This is a genomic window from Kitasatospora sp. NPDC051170 (assembly GCF_044455705.1).
Lineage (GTDB): Bacteria > Actinomycetota > Actinomycetes > Streptomycetales > Streptomycetaceae > Kitasatospora.
In genome coordinates this window covers 135,122-151,147 of record NZ_JBITFA010000004.1, presented here as the reverse complement: position 1 = coordinate 151,147, position 16,026 = coordinate 135,122, and the positions used below count along the sequence as shown (strand labels likewise).

General features: G+C 73.3%; 13 protein-coding genes. 4 read left to right on the top strand and 9 right to left on the bottom strand.

Going from position 1 to position 16,026, the window contains the following annotated elements:
- Positions 1-4: 4 nt before the first annotated feature.
- Positions 5-661: a TetR/AcrR family transcriptional regulator gene (locus tag ACIBCA_RS10760; protein WP_396282535.1), complete on the bottom strand. Its 657-nt coding sequence runs from the start codon at positions 659-661 to the stop codon at positions 5-7.
- A gap of 213 nt (positions 662-874) precedes the next feature.
- On the opposite strand from ACIBCA_RS10760, the gene ACIBCA_RS10755 reads away from it, so the two are divergent.
- Positions 875-2,473 carry an MDR family MFS transporter gene (locus ACIBCA_RS10755; protein ID WP_396282534.1) on the top strand — a complete coding sequence of 533 codons (1,599 nt, stop codon included), beginning with the start codon at positions 875-877 and terminating at the stop codon, positions 2,471-2,473.
- A 62-nt stretch (positions 2,474-2,535) separates the two neighbouring features.
- On the opposite strand, the gene ACIBCA_RS10750 is transcribed toward ACIBCA_RS10755, so the two are convergent.
- Positions 2,536-3,453, bottom strand: coding sequence for an A/G-specific adenine glycosylase (locus tag ACIBCA_RS10750; RefSeq protein ID WP_396282533.1), 918 nt, complete (start codon positions 3,451-3,453; stop codon positions 2,536-2,538).
- A 258-nt stretch (positions 3,454-3,711) separates the two neighbouring features.
- On the opposite strand from ACIBCA_RS10750, the gene ACIBCA_RS10745 reads away from it, so the two are divergent.
- Positions 3,712-4,575: a hypothetical protein gene (locus ACIBCA_RS10745; protein WP_396282532.1), complete on the top strand. Its 864-nt coding sequence runs from the start codon at positions 3,712-3,714 to the stop codon at positions 4,573-4,575.
- Between the two features lie 123 nt (positions 4,576-4,698).
- Here ACIBCA_RS10745 and disA read toward each other — a convergent pair whose 3' ends face one another.
- Both disA and radA read right to left on the bottom strand, forming a co-directional pair.
- Positions 4,699-5,757: a DNA integrity scanning diadenylate cyclase DisA gene (disA, locus tag ACIBCA_RS10740; protein ID WP_396282925.1), complete on the bottom strand. Its 1,059-nt coding sequence runs from the start codon at positions 5,755-5,757 to the stop codon at positions 4,699-4,701.
- A 201-nt stretch (positions 5,758-5,958) separates the two neighbouring features.
- On the bottom strand, positions 5,959-7,470 hold the full coding sequence (radA, locus tag ACIBCA_RS10735; RefSeq protein WP_396282531.1) for a DNA repair protein RadA: 1,512 nt from the start codon (positions 7,468-7,470) through the stop codon (positions 5,959-5,961).
- 159 nt (positions 7,471-7,629) lie between these two features.
- On the opposite strand from radA, the gene ACIBCA_RS10730 reads away from it, so the two are divergent.
- Entirely contained in the window at positions 7,630-9,507 is a 1,878-nt protein-coding gene (locus ACIBCA_RS10730; protein WP_396282530.1) for a hypothetical protein, read from the top strand.
- 12 nt (positions 9,508-9,519) lie between these two features.
- Here the strand turns inward: ACIBCA_RS10730 and ACIBCA_RS10725 are convergent, their stop codons facing one another.
- Positions 9,520-10,854 carry a DUF1254 domain-containing protein gene (locus ACIBCA_RS10725; RefSeq protein WP_396282529.1) on the bottom strand — a complete coding sequence of 445 codons (1,335 nt, stop codon included), beginning with the start codon at positions 10,852-10,854 and terminating at the stop codon, positions 9,520-9,522.
- Between the two features lie 232 nt (positions 10,855-11,086).
- Here ACIBCA_RS10725 and ACIBCA_RS10720 point away from each other — a divergent pair, with 232 nt between their 5' ends.
- Positions 11,087-12,127 carry an NAD-dependent epimerase/dehydratase family protein gene (locus tag ACIBCA_RS10720; protein WP_396282528.1) on the top strand — a complete coding sequence of 347 codons (1,041 nt, stop codon included), beginning with the start codon at positions 11,087-11,089 and terminating at the stop codon, positions 12,125-12,127.
- A gap of 48 nt (positions 12,128-12,175) precedes the next feature.
- Here ACIBCA_RS10720 and ACIBCA_RS10715 read toward each other — a convergent pair whose 3' ends face one another.
- The 4 genes from ACIBCA_RS10715 to ACIBCA_RS10700 all read right to left on the bottom strand — a co-directional run bounded on the left by ACIBCA_RS10715 (position 12,176) and on the right by ACIBCA_RS10700 (position 15,946).
- Positions 12,176-13,243: a family 2 encapsulin nanocompartment cargo protein polyprenyl transferase gene (locus tag ACIBCA_RS10715; protein ID WP_396282527.1), complete on the bottom strand. Its 1,068-nt coding sequence runs from the start codon at positions 13,241-13,243 to the stop codon at positions 12,176-12,178.
- Positions 13,244-13,381: 138 nt separating this feature from the next.
- Positions 13,382-14,803 carry a family 2B encapsulin nanocompartment shell protein gene (locus ACIBCA_RS10710; protein WP_396282526.1) on the bottom strand — a complete coding sequence of 474 codons (1,422 nt, stop codon included), beginning with the start codon at positions 14,801-14,803 and terminating at the stop codon, positions 13,382-13,384.
- A 217-nt stretch (positions 14,804-15,020) separates the two neighbouring features.
- Complete coding sequence (locus ACIBCA_RS10705; protein ID WP_396282525.1) at positions 15,021-15,566, bottom strand: methylated-DNA--[protein]-cysteine S-methyltransferase; 546 nt, start codon at positions 15,564-15,566, stop codon at positions 15,021-15,023.
- Positions 15,567-15,712: 146 nt separating this feature from the next.
- Positions 15,713-15,946, bottom strand: coding sequence for a hypothetical protein (locus ACIBCA_RS10700; protein WP_396282524.1), 234 nt, complete (start codon positions 15,944-15,946; stop codon positions 15,713-15,715).
- Positions 15,947-16,026 lie beyond the last annotated feature (80 nt).

Below are 16,026 nucleotides of genomic sequence, written 5' to 3'. Positions count from 1 at the left end.
GGGATCAGCTGCCGGCCGGGGTGACCCGAGCTTCCGACGTGCCGATCCGGCTGCCGATCTCCATGGACACCGTCCGCGCGATGGCGACGGCCTCCTCCAGGGAGTCGACCGTGCGCGGCGGCTCGCCCCAGACGTTCTCGGCCTGCTCGTCGCCGCCGTACCCCTTGCCGTCCTGCTGGAGCAGGAACAGCGAGGTGTGGATGGTGAACAGCGAGATCGCGGCCCGCAGCCGGTCCTGGAAGTCGGCGTCCGGGCCGTGCACCAGCTGCATCATGGTGATGATCCGGTTGCGGAACGCCTGGCCGGCCGGGGAGTCCCGCATCGCGGGCTGGTTCTCGTGGAAGAAGCGCAGCAGCGGCGCTCGCTCGGCCATGCCGTCCGCGAAGCGGCTGATCAGCTCGTCGCGCACCTCGGGGCTCCAGGTCTGCTCCCGGCCCCACGCGATGGTCTCGTCGATCGGCACGGACATCCGCTCGACGATGCCGAGGACGATGTCGTCCTTGGTCTTGAAGTGGTAGTAGAGCGCGGCCTTGGTGACGCCCAGCCGGTCGGCGATCTCCCGCAGCGAGGTCTGCTCGTAGCCCTGGTCCGAGAAGAGCTCCAGGGCGACCTCGATGATGCGCGCCCGGGTGTCGCTTCGGGGGCTGTGCGGAGTGCCCATGGCCTGCCTCTGACTGCGTCGGTGACTGCTGCGGACCCCAGGTGACGTCCGCCCCGGGTTCATTCTCCCTGCCCGGGAGCCCGGACGGGAAACTAACTTGACGCCCGGCTAGTAAAGAACCTACCGTACCGACGATCGATAAACTAGCCGGGCGACAAGTAAGTGAGCCGCAGCCGCGACGCTCGTCCGCCACACCTCCGGGAGACCCACCGCATGTCACAGTCCAAGACCGCCGGCACGGTTCCGGAGGACAAGGCCATCGAGGAGGAACAGCCGCGGTCGCCCCGCGAGATCCGCCTCGTGATGATCGGCCTGGTCGTCACCATGCTGCTGGCCATGCTCGACAACCTGATCGTCGGCACTGCCATGCCGACCATCGTCGGCGACCTCGGCGGCGCCGAGCACCTGTCCTGGGTCGTCACCGCGTACACCCTGGCCACCGCCGCCTCCACCCCGATCTGGGGCAAGCTCGGCGACCTCTACGGCCGCAAGGGCAGCTTCCTCACCTCGATCGTGATCTTCCTGGTGGGCTCGGCGCTGTCCGGCCTGTCGCAGACCATGAACGAGCTGATCGGCTTCCGCGCCCTCCAGGGCCTGGGCGCCGGCGGTCTGATGGTCGGCGTCATGTCGATCATGGGCGCCCTCGTGCCGCCGCGTGAGCGCGGCAAGTACCAGGGCCTGTTCGCCGCGGTGATGGCCCTGGCCACCATCGGCGGCCCGCTGGTCGGCGGCTTCATCACGGACCACCTGAGCTGGCACTGGACCTTCTACATCAACCTGCCGCTCGGCGTGATCGCGCTCGCCGTGGTCATCGTCACGCTGAAGCTGCCGAAGGTCCGCAGCACCGCCCGGATCGACTACCTGGGCGCCCTGCTGCTCACCACCGGAATCGTCTCGCTCACCCTGATCACCACCTGGGGCGGCCAGCAGTACGCCTGGGGCTCCAAGCACATCATCGGCCTGGCCGTGCTCGCCCTCGCCGCCCTGATCACGTTCTGCTACGTGGAGCAGCGGGTCGAGGAGCCGATGCTGCCGCTGACGCTGTTCAAGAACCTGAACTTCACGATGGTCTCGATCATCGGCTTCATCGTCGGCTTCGTGATGTTCGGCTCGACCGTCTTCCTGCCGCTCTACCAGCAGATCGTCCAGGGCGCCTCGGCGACCAACTCCGGTCTGCTGCTCATGCCGATGATGCTCGGCATGCTGGTGATCTCGCTGGTGGTCGGCCAGACCGTCACCAAGACCGGCAAGTACCGGATCTTCCCGATCATCGGCACCGTGGTGATGACCGCGGGCATGTTCCTGCTCTCCACCATGGGCACCGGGACCAGCAGCTTCACCTCGGCCTGCTGGATGGTCGTGCTCGGCGCGGGCATGGGCTTCCTGATGCAGATCACCATGCTGCTCGCACAGAACAGCGTGGAGCTCAAGGACATGGGCGTGGCCAGCTCCACCGCCACCCTGTTCCGCACCATCGGCGGTTCCTTCGGTGTGGCACTGTTCGGCGCGCTGTTCAACAACCGGGTCGCCGACACCATGAAGGAGCGCCTGGGCGACCAGGCGGCCGGCGCGGGCGCCGGCATGAAGGACCCGAGCCAGGTGAGCCCTGCGGTGCTGCGCACGCTTCCGGCGCCGGTCCAGGACGCCTACCACCACGCGGTGTCCAACGGCATGCACACCGTCTTCCTGTGGGGCGCGGGCGTGGCGATCATCGGGCTGGCCGCGGCGGTGTTCATCCGCCAGGTGCCGCTGCGCGGCGCGGCCCCCGGCGAGAAGCCGGCCGAGGCCCCGCTGGAGGCCGCGGCCGTCTGACGGTCCCCGCGTACGACGGCGCCCCCGGGAGGTCTCTCCCGGGGGCGCCGTCGTACGTCGTGTCAGGCGGGCAGTCGGTAGACGCCCTGTTCGACGGGCTCGACCAGGCCGTCCGCGACCAGGCCGTCCAGGGCGCGGGCCCGCTGGACGGCGTCCGGCCAGACCGCGTCCAGCCTGGCCTGCGGGACGCCGCCGTGCGCCTCGCGCAGGACGGCGAGCAGCTTGCCGCGCACCTGGCGGTCCGTGCCCTCGTACGTCTGGCCGCGGCGGGCCGGGCCCTCGTACGGCGGGCGGCCGGCGCGCTGCCAGGCGCAGTGCTCGAACAGCGGGCAGTCGCCGCACTCCGGGCCCCGGGCGGTGCAGACCAGGGCGCCCAGCTCCATCACGCCCACCGCCCAGGTGGCGGCCGTCCCGGCGTCCTCGGGCAGCAGGGCGGTCGCGGTGCGGCGCTCGGCGGCGGTGGTGGCCTGGGCGGGGTACTCGACGCCCGTCACGGCGCGGGCGAAGACCCGGCGGACGTTGGTGTCCAGCACCACGTGCCGCTGGCGGAAGGCGAAGGAGGCGACGGCGGCCGCGGTGTACTCCCCCACTCCGGGCAGGGAGAGCAGGGTGGCGTGGTCGTCCGGGACGGCCCCGCCGTGCTCCTCGGTGATCGCCACGGCGGCGGCGTGCAGCCGCAGGGCGCGGCGGGGGTAGCCGAGCCGACCCCACATCCGTACGGCCTCGCCGGAGGGTTCGGCGGCGAGGTCGGCCGGGGTGGGCCAGCGGGTCATCCACGCCTGCCAGGCGGGCAGCACCCGCTTGACGGGGGTCTGCTGGAGCATGAACTCGCTCACCATGACGGCCCAGGGCGTGGCGTCGGGCGTCCGCCAGGGGAGGTCGCGCTTGCTCGCCTCGTACCAGTCGAGGACGGTGGCGTGCAGGGCGGGCAGCGGCATGGTCAGCCCGGGGGCGGCGGGGGCGGTGGTGATGGCAGTCATGGCCCTTCGATCCTCCCACGGCCGCGGGGGTCGTCGGGGTGCCGGCGGAGGACCACCGGAAGACCACCGGGGGATCATGGAAGTGGAGTGGTGAATTCCGGATGATCCTCGGAATTCACCGGAATCCACCGTCGAAGACCTCCCTCGAACGGCTCAAATGGCGGATCATGTGAAGGAAGGGGCGACTGTGCGGTGTTGATGAGTCAGGAGACTCACACAGTCTCGTAGAGTTCGGGTGTGCCCTCTCTGCGTCAACCCGTGGGACCACTGCCGGCCTCGATCTACTGGCGCCGGCGCGTCGTCGTGCTCGCCGCCGTCGTGGCGGTCGTCGCCCTGATCGCCTGGCTGATGAGCGACCAGGGCGGGGGCGGTGACGGCGCCTCACAGAAGGCCGCCAACGCCGCGCCGACCCAGTCCCAGAACCAGACCCCCGCCCAGGCCATCACGCCCGGCGCGCCCTCCTCCGGCCCCGCGGCCCCTCCCGGGGGCGGTTCGACCGGCGGCGGCTCGACCGGCGGCTCCGGCGGCAGCGGCGGATCGTCCGGCTCCGGCGGCTCCGGCGGCGAGGTGAGCCTCAACGGCGGCGCCACGGGCGGCGGCTCGGCCGGCTCCGGTGGCGGCGGGACCGGCTCGGCCGGCGCCTCCTCGGGCGGCGGCGCGGGCGGGACGGGCGGTGGCGCCCCGCCGGTGAACACGGCCGAGGTGATGAAGCTCCCGGTCTGCACCGCCTCGCAGGTGGCCCTGGAGCTGACGCCCACCCAGAACCCGTACCAGGCGAAGGACAAGCCGCAGCTCGTCCTGACGGTCAAGAACTCCTCCGGCGCGGCCTGCCGCGTCAACCTCGGGCGGACGGCCTCGGCGATCACCGTGAGCTCGACCAGCAACGAGCGGATCTGGAGCTCCGGCGACTGCCCGGCCGACAAGAGCGACCAGTGGGTGCAGATCGGGGCCAACAGCAGCCAGGGCGAGACCTTCACCTGGGACCGGCTGCGCAGCAAGCAGGCCTGCGCCACCCCCGACCCGGCACCGGCGGCCACCGGCACCTACACGGTGCTCGCCGAGCTCAGCGGGGTCACGGGCGACAAGGTCGTAGCCCGGGCGTCGATCCGCCTGGACGGCTGACGGCGCACCACGGACGTACGGAGCCCCCGACCGCAGCGGCGGTCGGGGGCTCCGGTGTTCTGCGGCGTCTGCGGCGCCCGTCCGGTCGGACGATCAGGCGGGCGGGACGGACGGGCGGGACGGTCAGACGTAGCGCTCCAGGATGGACGATTCGGCGAGGCGGGACAGGCCCTCGCGGACCGAGCGGGCCCGGGTCTCGCCGACGCCCTCGACGGTCTGCAGGTCGTCGATGCTCGCGGCGAGCAGCTTCTGCAGGCCCCCGAAGTGCTCGACCAGGCGCTCTATCACCGTGTTGGGCAGGCGCGGGATCTTCGCCAGCAGCCGGTAGCCGCGCGGCGAGACCGCGGAGTCCAGGGACTCCGGGGTGCCCGAGTAGCCGAGCGCCTTGGCGACGGTCTGGAGGTCCAGCAGCTCCGCGTGGGTCAGCGCCTCCAGGTCGGCCAGCACCTCGTTGACCGTCCGGCCCTTCTTGGCGGCCCGCTCGGGGAAGTAGTCCCGGGCGACCAGTTCGCGCTCCGGCTCCACGCCCGCGATCAGCTCGTCCAGCTGGAGCGAGAGGAGGCGGCCGTCGATGCCGAGCTCCAGCACGTAGCCGGCGATCTCGGTGGCGATCAGCCGGACCATCTCCAGCCGCTGGGCGACGGCGGTGACGTCCCGGACCGTCACCAGGTCCTCGATCTCCAGGGCGGAGAGCGTGCCGGCCACCTCGTCCAGGCGCAGCTTGTAGCGCTCCAGGGTGGCCAGCGCCTGGTTGGCGCGGGACAGGACGGTGGTCGAGTCCTCCAGCACCCGGCGGGTGCCGTTGACGTACATGGCGATCAGCCGCATCGAGTGCGAGACCGCGACCACCGGGTAGCCGGTCTGACGGTTGACCCGCTCGGCGGTGCGGTGGCGGGTGCCCGTCTCGTCGGTGGGGATGGTGGAGTCCGGCATCAGGTGGACCCCGGCCCGGACGATCTTGGTGATGTCCTTGTCGAGCACCACCGCGCCGTCGAGCTTGCACAGCTCGCGCAGGCGGGTGGCGGTGAACTCGACGTCGAGGACGAAGCCGCCGGTGCAGATCGGCTCGACGGTCTTGTCGAAGCCCAGCACGATCAGGCCGCCGGTGTTGGCCCGCAGGACCCGTTCCAGGCCGTCACGCAGGGCGGTGCCGGGCGCGATGGCGGTAAGGGAGGCCCGCAGCAGGGCCTCCTCGCGGGAAGCCTTGTCGGCCCCCCGGTCGCTGGCTGCCACGTGATTCCTCCGGTCGACCCCGTGCCGCGCGCCTCGCGCCGTGCGCCGGTCCGCGGTCTGTTGCTCTGTCGCTCAGTACCGCTCGGTACTGCCCTCTGGCCAATGAGACTGGGGAAAGTCTAACTGCGTGCGGCTTCGGCAGGGCTTGGGTCAGCGCAGTTCGTCGGAGTCGAGCGGCTCCCAGCCGTCCATCAGCTCCTCGGCGTAGGCCGCGACCCGGGGTTCGCGGGGCGCCGGCGGGGCCGACGCGGCCTCACCCCGCCCCTCACCGCGCGGCTTGGCGGGCGCGCGGCGGCGGCCCGGGATCGCCCGCAGCGCCTCGCCGATGTCCGACACCTCGACCACCTTCATGCCCGGCGGGACCTTGCCCGGGTCCGGCGGGACGAGGGCGTGGGTGAAGCCCAGCCGGTGCGCCTCGGCGAGGCGCCGCTGCACACCCGTCACCCGCCGCACCTCGCCCGCCAGGCCGACCTCGCCGATCGCCACCAGGTTGTTGGGCAGCGGGGTGTCGGTGGAGGAGGAGGCCACGGCGAGCGCCACCGCGAGGTCCGCGGACGGCTCCGTCAGCTTCACCCCGCCGACCGTGGCGGTGTAGATGTCCTGCTTGCCGAGCTTCACCCCGCCGTGGCGCTCGACCACGGCCAGGATCATCGCGATCCGGGGGGACTCCAGGCCCGAGGTGGTGCGGCGCGGGGAGGGGATCTGCGAATCCACCATCAGCGCCTGCACCTCGGCCACCAGCGGGCGCTTGCCCTCCAGGGTGACGGTGAGGCAGGTGCCGGGCACGGGCTTGTCACGCCTGGTCAGGAAGAGGCCGGACGGGTCGGCCAGGCCCACGATGCCCTCGTCGTGCAGCTCGAAGCAGCCCACCTCGTCGGTGGCGCCGTAGCGGTTCTTGACCCCCCGGATGAGGCGCAGCCGGGCGTGGCGGTCCCCCTCGAAGCTCAGGACCACGTCCACCAGGTGCTCCAGCAGGCGCGGGCCGGCGATCTGGCCGTCCTTGGTGACGTGGCCGACCAGCAGGGTGGCCATGCCGCGGTCCTTGGAGGCGCGGATCAGCGCGCCCGCCACCTCGCGGACCTGGGCCGGGCCGCCGGGAGCGCCGTCCAGTTCGGCGGAGGCGATGGTCTGCACCGAGTCCAGGATCAGCAGGCCGGGGTTGACGGCCTCGATGTGGCCGAGGACGGCGCCGAGGTCCTGCTCGGCGGCGAGGTAGAGGTGGTCGGAGAGGGCGTCGATCCGGTCGGCGCGCAGCCGGACCTGGCTCGCGGACTCCTCGCCGGTGACGTAGAGGGTGCGGTGCTGGGCGCTGGCCGCCTTGGCCGCGACGTCCAGCAGCAGGGTGGACTTGCCGACGCCGGGCTCCCCGGCCAGCAGCACCACCGCGCCGGGGACCAGGCCGCCGCCGAGCACGCGGTCCAGCTCCGGCACGCCCGTGGAGCGGGCCGTCGCGACCTGGCCGTCCACCTCGGCGATCGGACGGGCGGGCGCGCTGACGGGGCCCGCGGCGGTGGTGCGGATCGGGACCGCGCCGTACTCCTCGACCGTGCCCCAGGCGTTGCACTCCGGGCAGCGGCCGACCCACTTGGGCAGCTGGTTGCCGCACTCGGTGCAGCGGTAGGCCGGGCGCGGCTTGGCGGTGGTCTTGGAACGCGGTGGCATGCGGCCACGGTAGCGCCTGGGTCTGACAGTGGCGGTGCGCCGGCGGACGCGCCGGGAGGCTCCGGTCAACCACACAGATGGGCGATGTTGTTACCCGAAAGAAGTACATACGCGGCGAATGGTGGGGGCGAGGGGCCCGGGGTGCCTACCTTCGGACGGGTGACAACGCGTATCGAAGGGACGCCGGGGGTCGTTGCCGGGGCTGCCGACCGCCCGGGTGCGGTGCGGTCCGGGCAGGAGGGCCGCGGCGCGGCGGTGCTGGCCGCCTACGAGCGGCAGGCTGACGGGCTGTTCACGTACTGCCTGTCGGTGCTGTGCGAGCACGACGCGGCGGCGGACGCCCTGCGCGAGGTGCGGGAGCTGGCGCGGCGGCACGGGGGGCGGCTGGCGGAGCCGGGGCTGGTGCGGGCCTGGCTGTTCGCGGTGGCGCGGTACTGCTGCCTGCGGCGGCTGGCGGGCGGGGTGCGCTCGGGCGGCCCGGGCGAGGGTCTCGCGGAGGTTTTGGAGGCTTCGGAGATTTCGGAGCTGGAGGCCGCCCGGCGGCGGCGGGAGCTGGCCTCGCTGGCGTGGCCGGAGGCGGCCGGGACCGATCCGGAGCAGCGGGAGGCGCTGGAGCTGTCGGTGCGGCACCGGCTGACGCCGCTGGAGGTCGCGGCGGTGCTGGGGCTGCCCTTCGACCGGACGCGGGCGCTGCTGGGCGGTGCGGAGGCGGAGGTGGCACGGACGCGGGCGGCGCTGCTGGTGCTCGGCGTCGGCAGCTGTCCGGAGCTGGACCGGCTCGGCGGGGCCGGAGCGGAGTCCTGGCGGGACTGGGTGCTCGGCCCGGCGCTGCGGCGGGAGCTGGTGCAGCACGTGGTGGACTGCCCGACCTGCCGGGGGACGGCCGAGCGGGTGGCGGCCGACGAGGCGGGGGCGGAGGGGGTGTCGGGGCTGCCGCTGCTGGGCGCTCCGGTTGCGGACGCGGAGGAGGGCGGGGCCCCGTACCTGCCGGTGGCGGGGGCGGCGCGGGTGGTGGAGCCGGGGCTGCGGTTCGACCAGGGCGGGTTCCCCCGGCACCGGGCCCCCGACGCGGGGCGCGGGCTGGCGGTGCGGCGGCGGGTGGTGACCACCGGGGTGCTCGCGGCGGTGCTGGCCGCTCCCGTGGTCGCGCTGTGGGCCGGGCACCGCGGTGGCGGCGGGGCGGGGTCGGCGGCCTCGGTCTCGGCGGTGCGGGTGGACGAGGCGGGGCAGCGGTCGGCCGGTGGCTCCCGGGACGGCGCTGCGGCCGGTGCGACGGGTGCTGCGGGCACGGCCGGGGCTTCGGTGGGGGCGGTGGCGGCGGGGCTGGAGCTGACGGGGGTGGCCGGGCACGGTGCAGAAACGTTGCTGCCGCGTTTTCCGCGGCTGACCTTCCAGGGGCCGCTCGTCCCCGTGCCCGGTCGGGGGGCGACGCCGATCGGCAACCCCGCACTGGTCGCCTCCCCGGTGCCGGCCGCCCAGCCGGCCTCGGTGCCCGGGGACACGGCGGCGGGCGGGCTGCTCACCGTCGAGGCCGGGGAGTACGGCAGCCGTACCGTCCTCACCCTCACCAACTCCGGTGGTACGGAGATCCGTTGGCGGGCCGTGACGGAGGCCGGATGGCTGCGGCTCAGCCGCGACTCCGGGACGCTCGCGCCCGGGCAGCGGATCACGGTGATCGTCACGGTGGACGAGGAACTGGCACCCGCCGGGCACTGGACGGCGCGGATCGCGCTGCCGCCCTCGCAGGCGGTGGTCACGCTGGAGGGCGGGCCGCACAACCGGGGCGGGGAGCCGTCCTCGCCCGCGACCCCGACCGGCTCGACGGCCCCGACCGGCTCGGCCAGCCCGACCGGCTCGGCCTCGCCGGCGGGGCCGAGCGCGACGCCCACGGCCGGGCCGTCCGCGAGCGCCACGGCCTCGCCGGCGCCGTCCGGGACGCCGTCCCCCACGCACTCGCCGTCGGCGACGGCCACGCCCTCGGGGACGGCGACCGGCGGGACGGCGCCCGCGCACCCGAGTGCGACGGCCACGCCGTAGGAGTGCGGTCGGTCAGACGCGGCGGATCGGGGGCACCTGGTAGGTGCCGTCGAGGGCGGGGGGCTCGGGTTGGTAGAGGCGGATGATGGGGCGGAACTCGCCGGCCGGCGTGGGGAGCCAGTTGGCGGCGGCGGCCGGGTCCTCGGGGGGCTCGTGCTGGAGGGTCAGGGTGAGGGAGCCATCCCCGGCGTGGACCAGGCCGGGGGTGCGGTCGCCGATCGAGTAGCGGTCGATCGGGTTCTCGACCAGGTGGTAGTCCGGCAGCGAGTACATGGTGACGGACCAGAACGCCCCGGCGGGCGGCGGCTGGTCGAAGCGCAGGGTGTAGGCGTTGGCGCCGCTGAGCGGGCGGCCGTCCGAGTCGTCGTAGGTCATCGCGTACGTGGCCTCGTAGGCGTGGTTGCCCCACAGGCCGGCGCGGGCGGCGGCGGCCCGGCTGAGGTAGGCGGCGCGGCGGTCGGGGATGCGCCACTCGGGGTCGTCCAGGGTGCCGGGGCCCAGGTGGTCGACGTTGTAGTCGAAGAGGTGGAGCGCCGTGCGCCACTCGCCGAGCGGCTGGTCCTCGCCCGGGCGGGTGGCGTCCTCCACGCGCTCGCGGCCGGCGGCCAGGCCCTTGGCGAGGGCGAGCGTCCACTCCTCGGCGGCGGCCCGGTACGGGGAGGGGCCCTCGTCGAGCAGGCCGAGCGGGGCGAAGCGGCGCTCGTACTCGATGTCCGGGGTGGCGGGCGGGAAGGCGCGCATCCAGACCCGGAGGCGTTCGAAGAAGGCGAGGCGCTCGGGCACCTCGGGGTCGGGCTCGGGCAGGCCCGCGACCAGGCCGCCGGGCTCCAGCGGGCCGAGGGTCAGGTCGGCCTGGAGGGCGCGGACGCGGGGCAGGTCGTCCGGGCCGGCGCAGGCGAAGCGGCCGACGATCGTGCCGGTCGTGGTCGGCAGTTCGATCACGCGGTCCGGGTCGGGCGGGGTGCCGTGCCAGGCGGGCGGGACGACCAGCCAGGTCTGCGCGCCGGTGCCGGTGGCGCGGCGGCCGAGGTAGGCGACGTTGTCCGTCCAGGCGTCGATGAACTGCAGCACGTAGTAGGCGCCGGCGGTGTCCGGGACGTGGAGCACCTGCGGGCCCTCGGAGAGGTCGAGCAGGGCGATCGAGTAGACGGTGTCGTTGTTGACGGAGACGAAGTGGTCGCCGGGCCCGGCGAGGCGGGTGGCGTGGCTGAACCGGTTGAACGGCGCCGCCGGGATGGTGCCCAGGCCTCCCCTGGTGAAGCGCTCGACCATGGTCAGGCCGGCGACGAGCGGATAGCCGTAGACGTACGCGTCGGCGGCCAGGGCCTCCAGCTCGGGCTGGGTCATCGGGGGTCCTCCGGTCCGGGCGGATCGCTCCGGGCGGGCTTCTCGGCTGATTCGGCTGATACGGGTGATACCGGTGATGCGGGTACATATCGGATGCTAGGTGGGGGGCGGCCCGGTGGCGATCCGGACGATCCGGGTGATCCGGGCGATCCGGGCGCCCGGGGCTCTCCGGGCGCTCTGCTGAGCGCTAAGCCGGGCGTGAGGGCGGGAGGGATCGGACAAGCTGCTCGGTATGAAGATCCTCTTGCTCGGAGGTTCGTCCTTCCTCGGACGGGCCTATGCCGCCCAGGCCCTCGCCCACGGCCACCAGGTCACCACCTTCAACCGGGGCCTCAGCGTCGGCGACCTGCCCGGTGTCGAGGTCGTCCGGGGCGACCGCGACAGCGCCGAGGACGTCGCCCGGCTGGTCGAGGGCCGCCGCTGGGACGCCGTCGTCGACACCTCCGCCCAGCAGCCCGCCCAGGCCGCGCTCAGCGCGAGGCTGCTGCGCGACCGGGCCGACCACTACACCTTCGTCTCCTCCGTGCACGCCTATGCCGACTTCGGCCCGAAGGCGATCACCGAGGACTCCGCGCTCCTCCCCTGCCCCGCCGACACCCCGCCCGGGCAGCCGTTCAGCCGGGAACTGAAGGCCGGATGCGAGCGGGCCGTACAGGAGGGGTTCGGGGCCGAGCGCACACTGATCCTCAACAGCGGGCTGCTGATCGGACCGTACGAGCTCGGCGGTCGGCTGCCCTGGTGGCTGGAGCGGATGGCCCGCGGCGGACGGGTGCTCGCCCCCGGCGACCCGGGCCGGACCATGCAGGTGATCGACGTCCGGGACTTCGCCGCCTTCGGGCTCGAACTGCTGACGGAGGGCACCCCGGGCCGGTTCCTCACCACGACGCCGCCGGGGCGGCTCACCTACGGGCAGTGGCTGGAGACCTGCCGGGAGATCGCGGGCCCGGCGGGCACCGAGCTGGTGTGGATCGAGGACGGGCCGCTGCTGGCCGAAGGGCCGGACCAGGTCGCGCCCTGGACCGAACTCCCCCTCTGGGCACCGGATCTGCCGGACTGGGCGGGCATCTGGAAGGTCGACAGCAGCCGCGCCGAGGCGGCCGGTCTGCGCTGCCGCCCGTTCACCGAGACGGCACGGGACACCTGGGAGTGGCTGCGCACGCGCGAGCCCGTCGACGACACGGACGCCGAGGGGCGCAAGGGGAGGCCGACGGCGGCATTCCGGCAGGGCATCGAACCGGCCAAGGAGCAGCGGCTGCTGGCTGCTTACGCATAGACGGGCGCGGCGGGAGGAACGGGGGACCTCCCGCCGCGTCGCCCCGGCTCAGTGGCTGCGGCGGGTCACCAGCTCGGCGAGGGCGAGGAGTTCGTCGGCCGAGGACGGTTCCGGGACGGCGACGGCCAGCTGCGCCATGGCCGCGGCCATCCGCTCGCAGGACTCGCCCTGCGCCCAGCCGCGCCCGCCGGCGCCCTCGACGTCCGCCGCGCACTGCGCCAACTCCTCGGGGGTGAGGGGGCGTTCGAGGACGTACAGCTCCGCGAGCCGGCGGCCCTCCGGGGTGTCGGAACCGAGCGCGGCGACCACCGGCAGGGACTTCTTGCGGGCGACGAGGTCCGCGCCGACCGGCTTGCCCGTCACGGCGGGATCGCCCCAGATGCCGATCAGGTCGTCGATCAGCTGGAAGGCGAGGCCGATCTCGCGGCCGAAGCCGTCCATCGCCTGCGCGGCCTCCCCGGAGCCGCCGCCGTACAGGGCGCCCATCGCGCAGGCCGCGCCGAGGAGTGCGCCGGTCTTGGCCTCGGCCATCGCCAGGCACTCGGCGAGCGAGACGTCGTTGCGCTGCTCGAAGGCGCAGTCGATCTGCTGGCCCTCGCACAGCTCGACCACGCAGTCGGTGAGCCGGCGGATCGATTCGCGGGCGGCCGGGTGCGCGTCCTCGGCGAGCAGGCGCAGGGCCAGGGAGTGCATGGCGTCGCCGGCGAGGATGGCCTCGGTGGTGCCGAACACCCGCCAGGCGGTGAGGCGGTGGCGGCGGGTCTCGTCGCGGTCGATGACGTCGTCGTGGAGCAGGGTGAAGTTGTGCACCAGCTCCACCGCCGCCGCGGCCGCCGTGGCCTCGGCCGGGGAGCCGCCGAGCGCCTGGGTGGCGGCGAGGACCATGGCCGGGCGGATCGCCTTGCCGGAGGGGGCCGTCGAGGGCGAGCCGTCCGCCTCCCACCAGCCGAAGTGGTATCCGGCGACCCTGCGCATCGCGCCGGGCAGCGAGTCGACGGCCTCGCGCAGGACCGGGTCGACGAGCTTGCGGGCCCGCTCGATGACGCTCGCGGCCTCGGCCCCCTCCCGGTGCTCGGGCCGCTCCTCGTGCGATCGTTCCAGCGTGGGACTCGTCATGGGTTTTCTCTCCCCCTGTGGACGCCTGTCGGGTCGGCGCCTGGGGTCAGACGCCGTGGGGTGGGCGGCCGTGAGCCGGCCGGAACGTGCTCGGTCCGGCCGGCTCACGGTTTTCTCGGCTCAGCGGTTTCCGGTTCTTCAGCGCTGCGCGACGTCCACGTTCTCCAGCACGCCGACCGCGTCCGGAACCAGGATCGCGGCGGAGTAGTACAGGCTGACCAGGTAGGAGATGATCGCCTTGTCGTCGATCCCCATGAAACGCACCGAGAGGCTCGGCTGGTACTCGTCCGGAATTCCGGCCTGGTGCAGGCCGATGACGCCCTGGTTGTCCTCGCCGATACGCATCCCGATGATCGAGGTGGTGTGCCCGCCGATGACCGGGATCTTGTTGCACGGGTAGATCGGCACCCCGCGCCAGGCGCTGATGTGCTTGCCGTCCACCTCGACCGTGCCCGGGTAGAGGCCGCGCTTGTTGCACTCGCGGCCGAAGGCGGCGATGGCCTTGGGGTGGGCGAGGAACATCCTGGTGCCGCGGCGGCGGCTGAGCAGCTCGTCCATGTCGTCCGGGGTGGGCGGGCCGGAGTGGGTCTGGATGCGCTGGTCGTACTCCGCGTTCTCCAGCAGGCCGAACTCGGGGTTGTTGATCAGCTCGTGCTCCTGGCGCTCGCGCAGCGCCTCGATGGTCAGCCGGAGCTGGTGCTCGGTCTGGTTCATCGGCTGGTTGTAGAGGTCGGCGACGCGGCTGTGGACCTTGAGGATGGTCTGCGCGACGCTCAGCTCGTACTCGCGGGGCCTGAGCTCGTAGTCGACGAAGGCGCCGGGCAGCTCGTACTCGCCCGCGTGGCCGGCGGAGAGGTCGATCGCGGCCTCGCCGTGCTTGTTCTGCGCCTGCTGGAAGCCGTTCAGGTACTCCATGACCTGCAGCTGCAGCGCCTCGGAGCGGTCGTGCAGCTCCTGGAAGGACGGCCAGGAGAGCACCATCACCGTGCCGGAGGTCGCGGCGCGGACGGTGTACGGCCAGGTGCCGTCCTCCTGCTGGAGCGCCTCGTCGCCGAGGTGGTCGCCGTCCGCGAGGGTGCCGACGACCGTCTCCTCGCCGTACTTGCCGGTGCCGAGGCGGTCGAGCTTGCCGTGCGCGATGAGGAAGACCTCGCTGATCGGCGTACCGGCGGAGACCAGCACGTCGCCCGGGCCGAACTCGCGCTGGGTGAAGCGGCTCGCCAGCTCCTCCAGCACCCCCTCGTCCTCGAACCCGCGCAGCACCGGCACCTCGGCCAGTGTCGGGGGGACGATGCGCACCTCGGAACCGGTCTTGAAGAAGCTCACCCGGCCGCGGCCCACCGAGTGGCGCAGCCTGCGGTTGACCCGGTAGGTGCCGCCGGACACCTGCACCCAGGGCAGCTTCCTGAGCAGCCAACGGGGGCTGATGCCCTGCATCTGGGGCGCGGACTTGGTGGTGGTGGCGAGGTTCCGCGCGCCCGCCGTGCTCAGAGACTGCTGCTGCCGGATCTCGGCCTGAGCGTCAGGCGCGGGAATACCGGCATTGGTTTCGGTCGACATGAGGGGAGCCCTTCGCATACCCGATGAAGCGTCGCCAGGACATTCATGGTGCAGCTTCAATCGTGGGCCCGTTCGGGGGCGTCCCGCAATCACTCATTCGAGTGGTTCGGAATAACCGAACAATTAGTACGACTAGTTCACCTGACCGATATCAGTTCGATTGATCATTCGGACATATGGTCTGCAATCCGTATGTAATCCACAGCTATGGAAGCCTTCAGAGCGGGCCGTTCCAGTCGAGGGTCGGCTCCAGCACCCCTTCCAGGGTGAGCAGCCAGCGCTTCACCTCGATGCCGACCCGGCCCCCGCCGAAGCCGCCGATCCCGTCCGCCGCCACCACCCGGTGGCAGGGCACCAGCAGGGGCACGGGGTTGGCGGCCATCATCTGCCCGACTGTGCGGGCCGCCAGCCCCGGCTCGGTCACGTCCTCGAACACCCCGCTGCGGGCGGCCAGTTCGCCGTAGGTGATGGTGTGGCCGAAGGGCACCTCGCGCCAGAGCGTCTGCAGGACGGCGCGGTGCGGGCCGGAACTGAGGCTCCAGTCGATCGGCAGCCCCAACTCGCGGCTGCGGCCCGCCAGATAGGCGCCGATGCGGTCGGTGACGGCGGCGGCCTTCCGCTCGTCCGTACACGGGGGCGTCTCGCCGTCCCGCACGTGGTAGCCGGCCGCCGCCACGCCCATCGGGGTCACCGCGATGTGCATCGGGCCGCTGGGCAGCGGGGTGTCCACCGTCAGCCAGGACATCGACCAGGACTGCGGCACGCTCGGCCCCCCACCCTCCGCCGGTCCGGCCGCCCGCTGCGGCCATCGGCCAGGCGCCCGGCGGGCGTTCGTACGGTGATCGCCCCGCGCGCCATCGTACGTGGGGGCGCCACCGGCGGGTCGGGCCATGGCTCGGGCCGTGCTTCTCAGAGCCGTCCGCGCAAGCTCCCGGAGAGGGCGCGGGCCCAGGCGGACAGCTCGGCGCGGTCCGGGGCGCGGCCCTCGCAGAGGACGGCCACCTGGGCGTCGCCGATCCGGTCCGGGCCCGGGACCTCCAGCAGGTACGCGAGGTCGGCGAGGACGGTGGCGAGCCGGGCGGCGTCGGCGTGGCCCAGGGCGACCGTGGACTCGTGGTGGCCGATGGTGAGCGAACCGGGCATGGCGGACCTCCTCCGTGAGCCCCCGTACCTCCACCGTACGACCGGGCGGGCGGGGCCGCCCGGCTAGGACCGATCCGGGC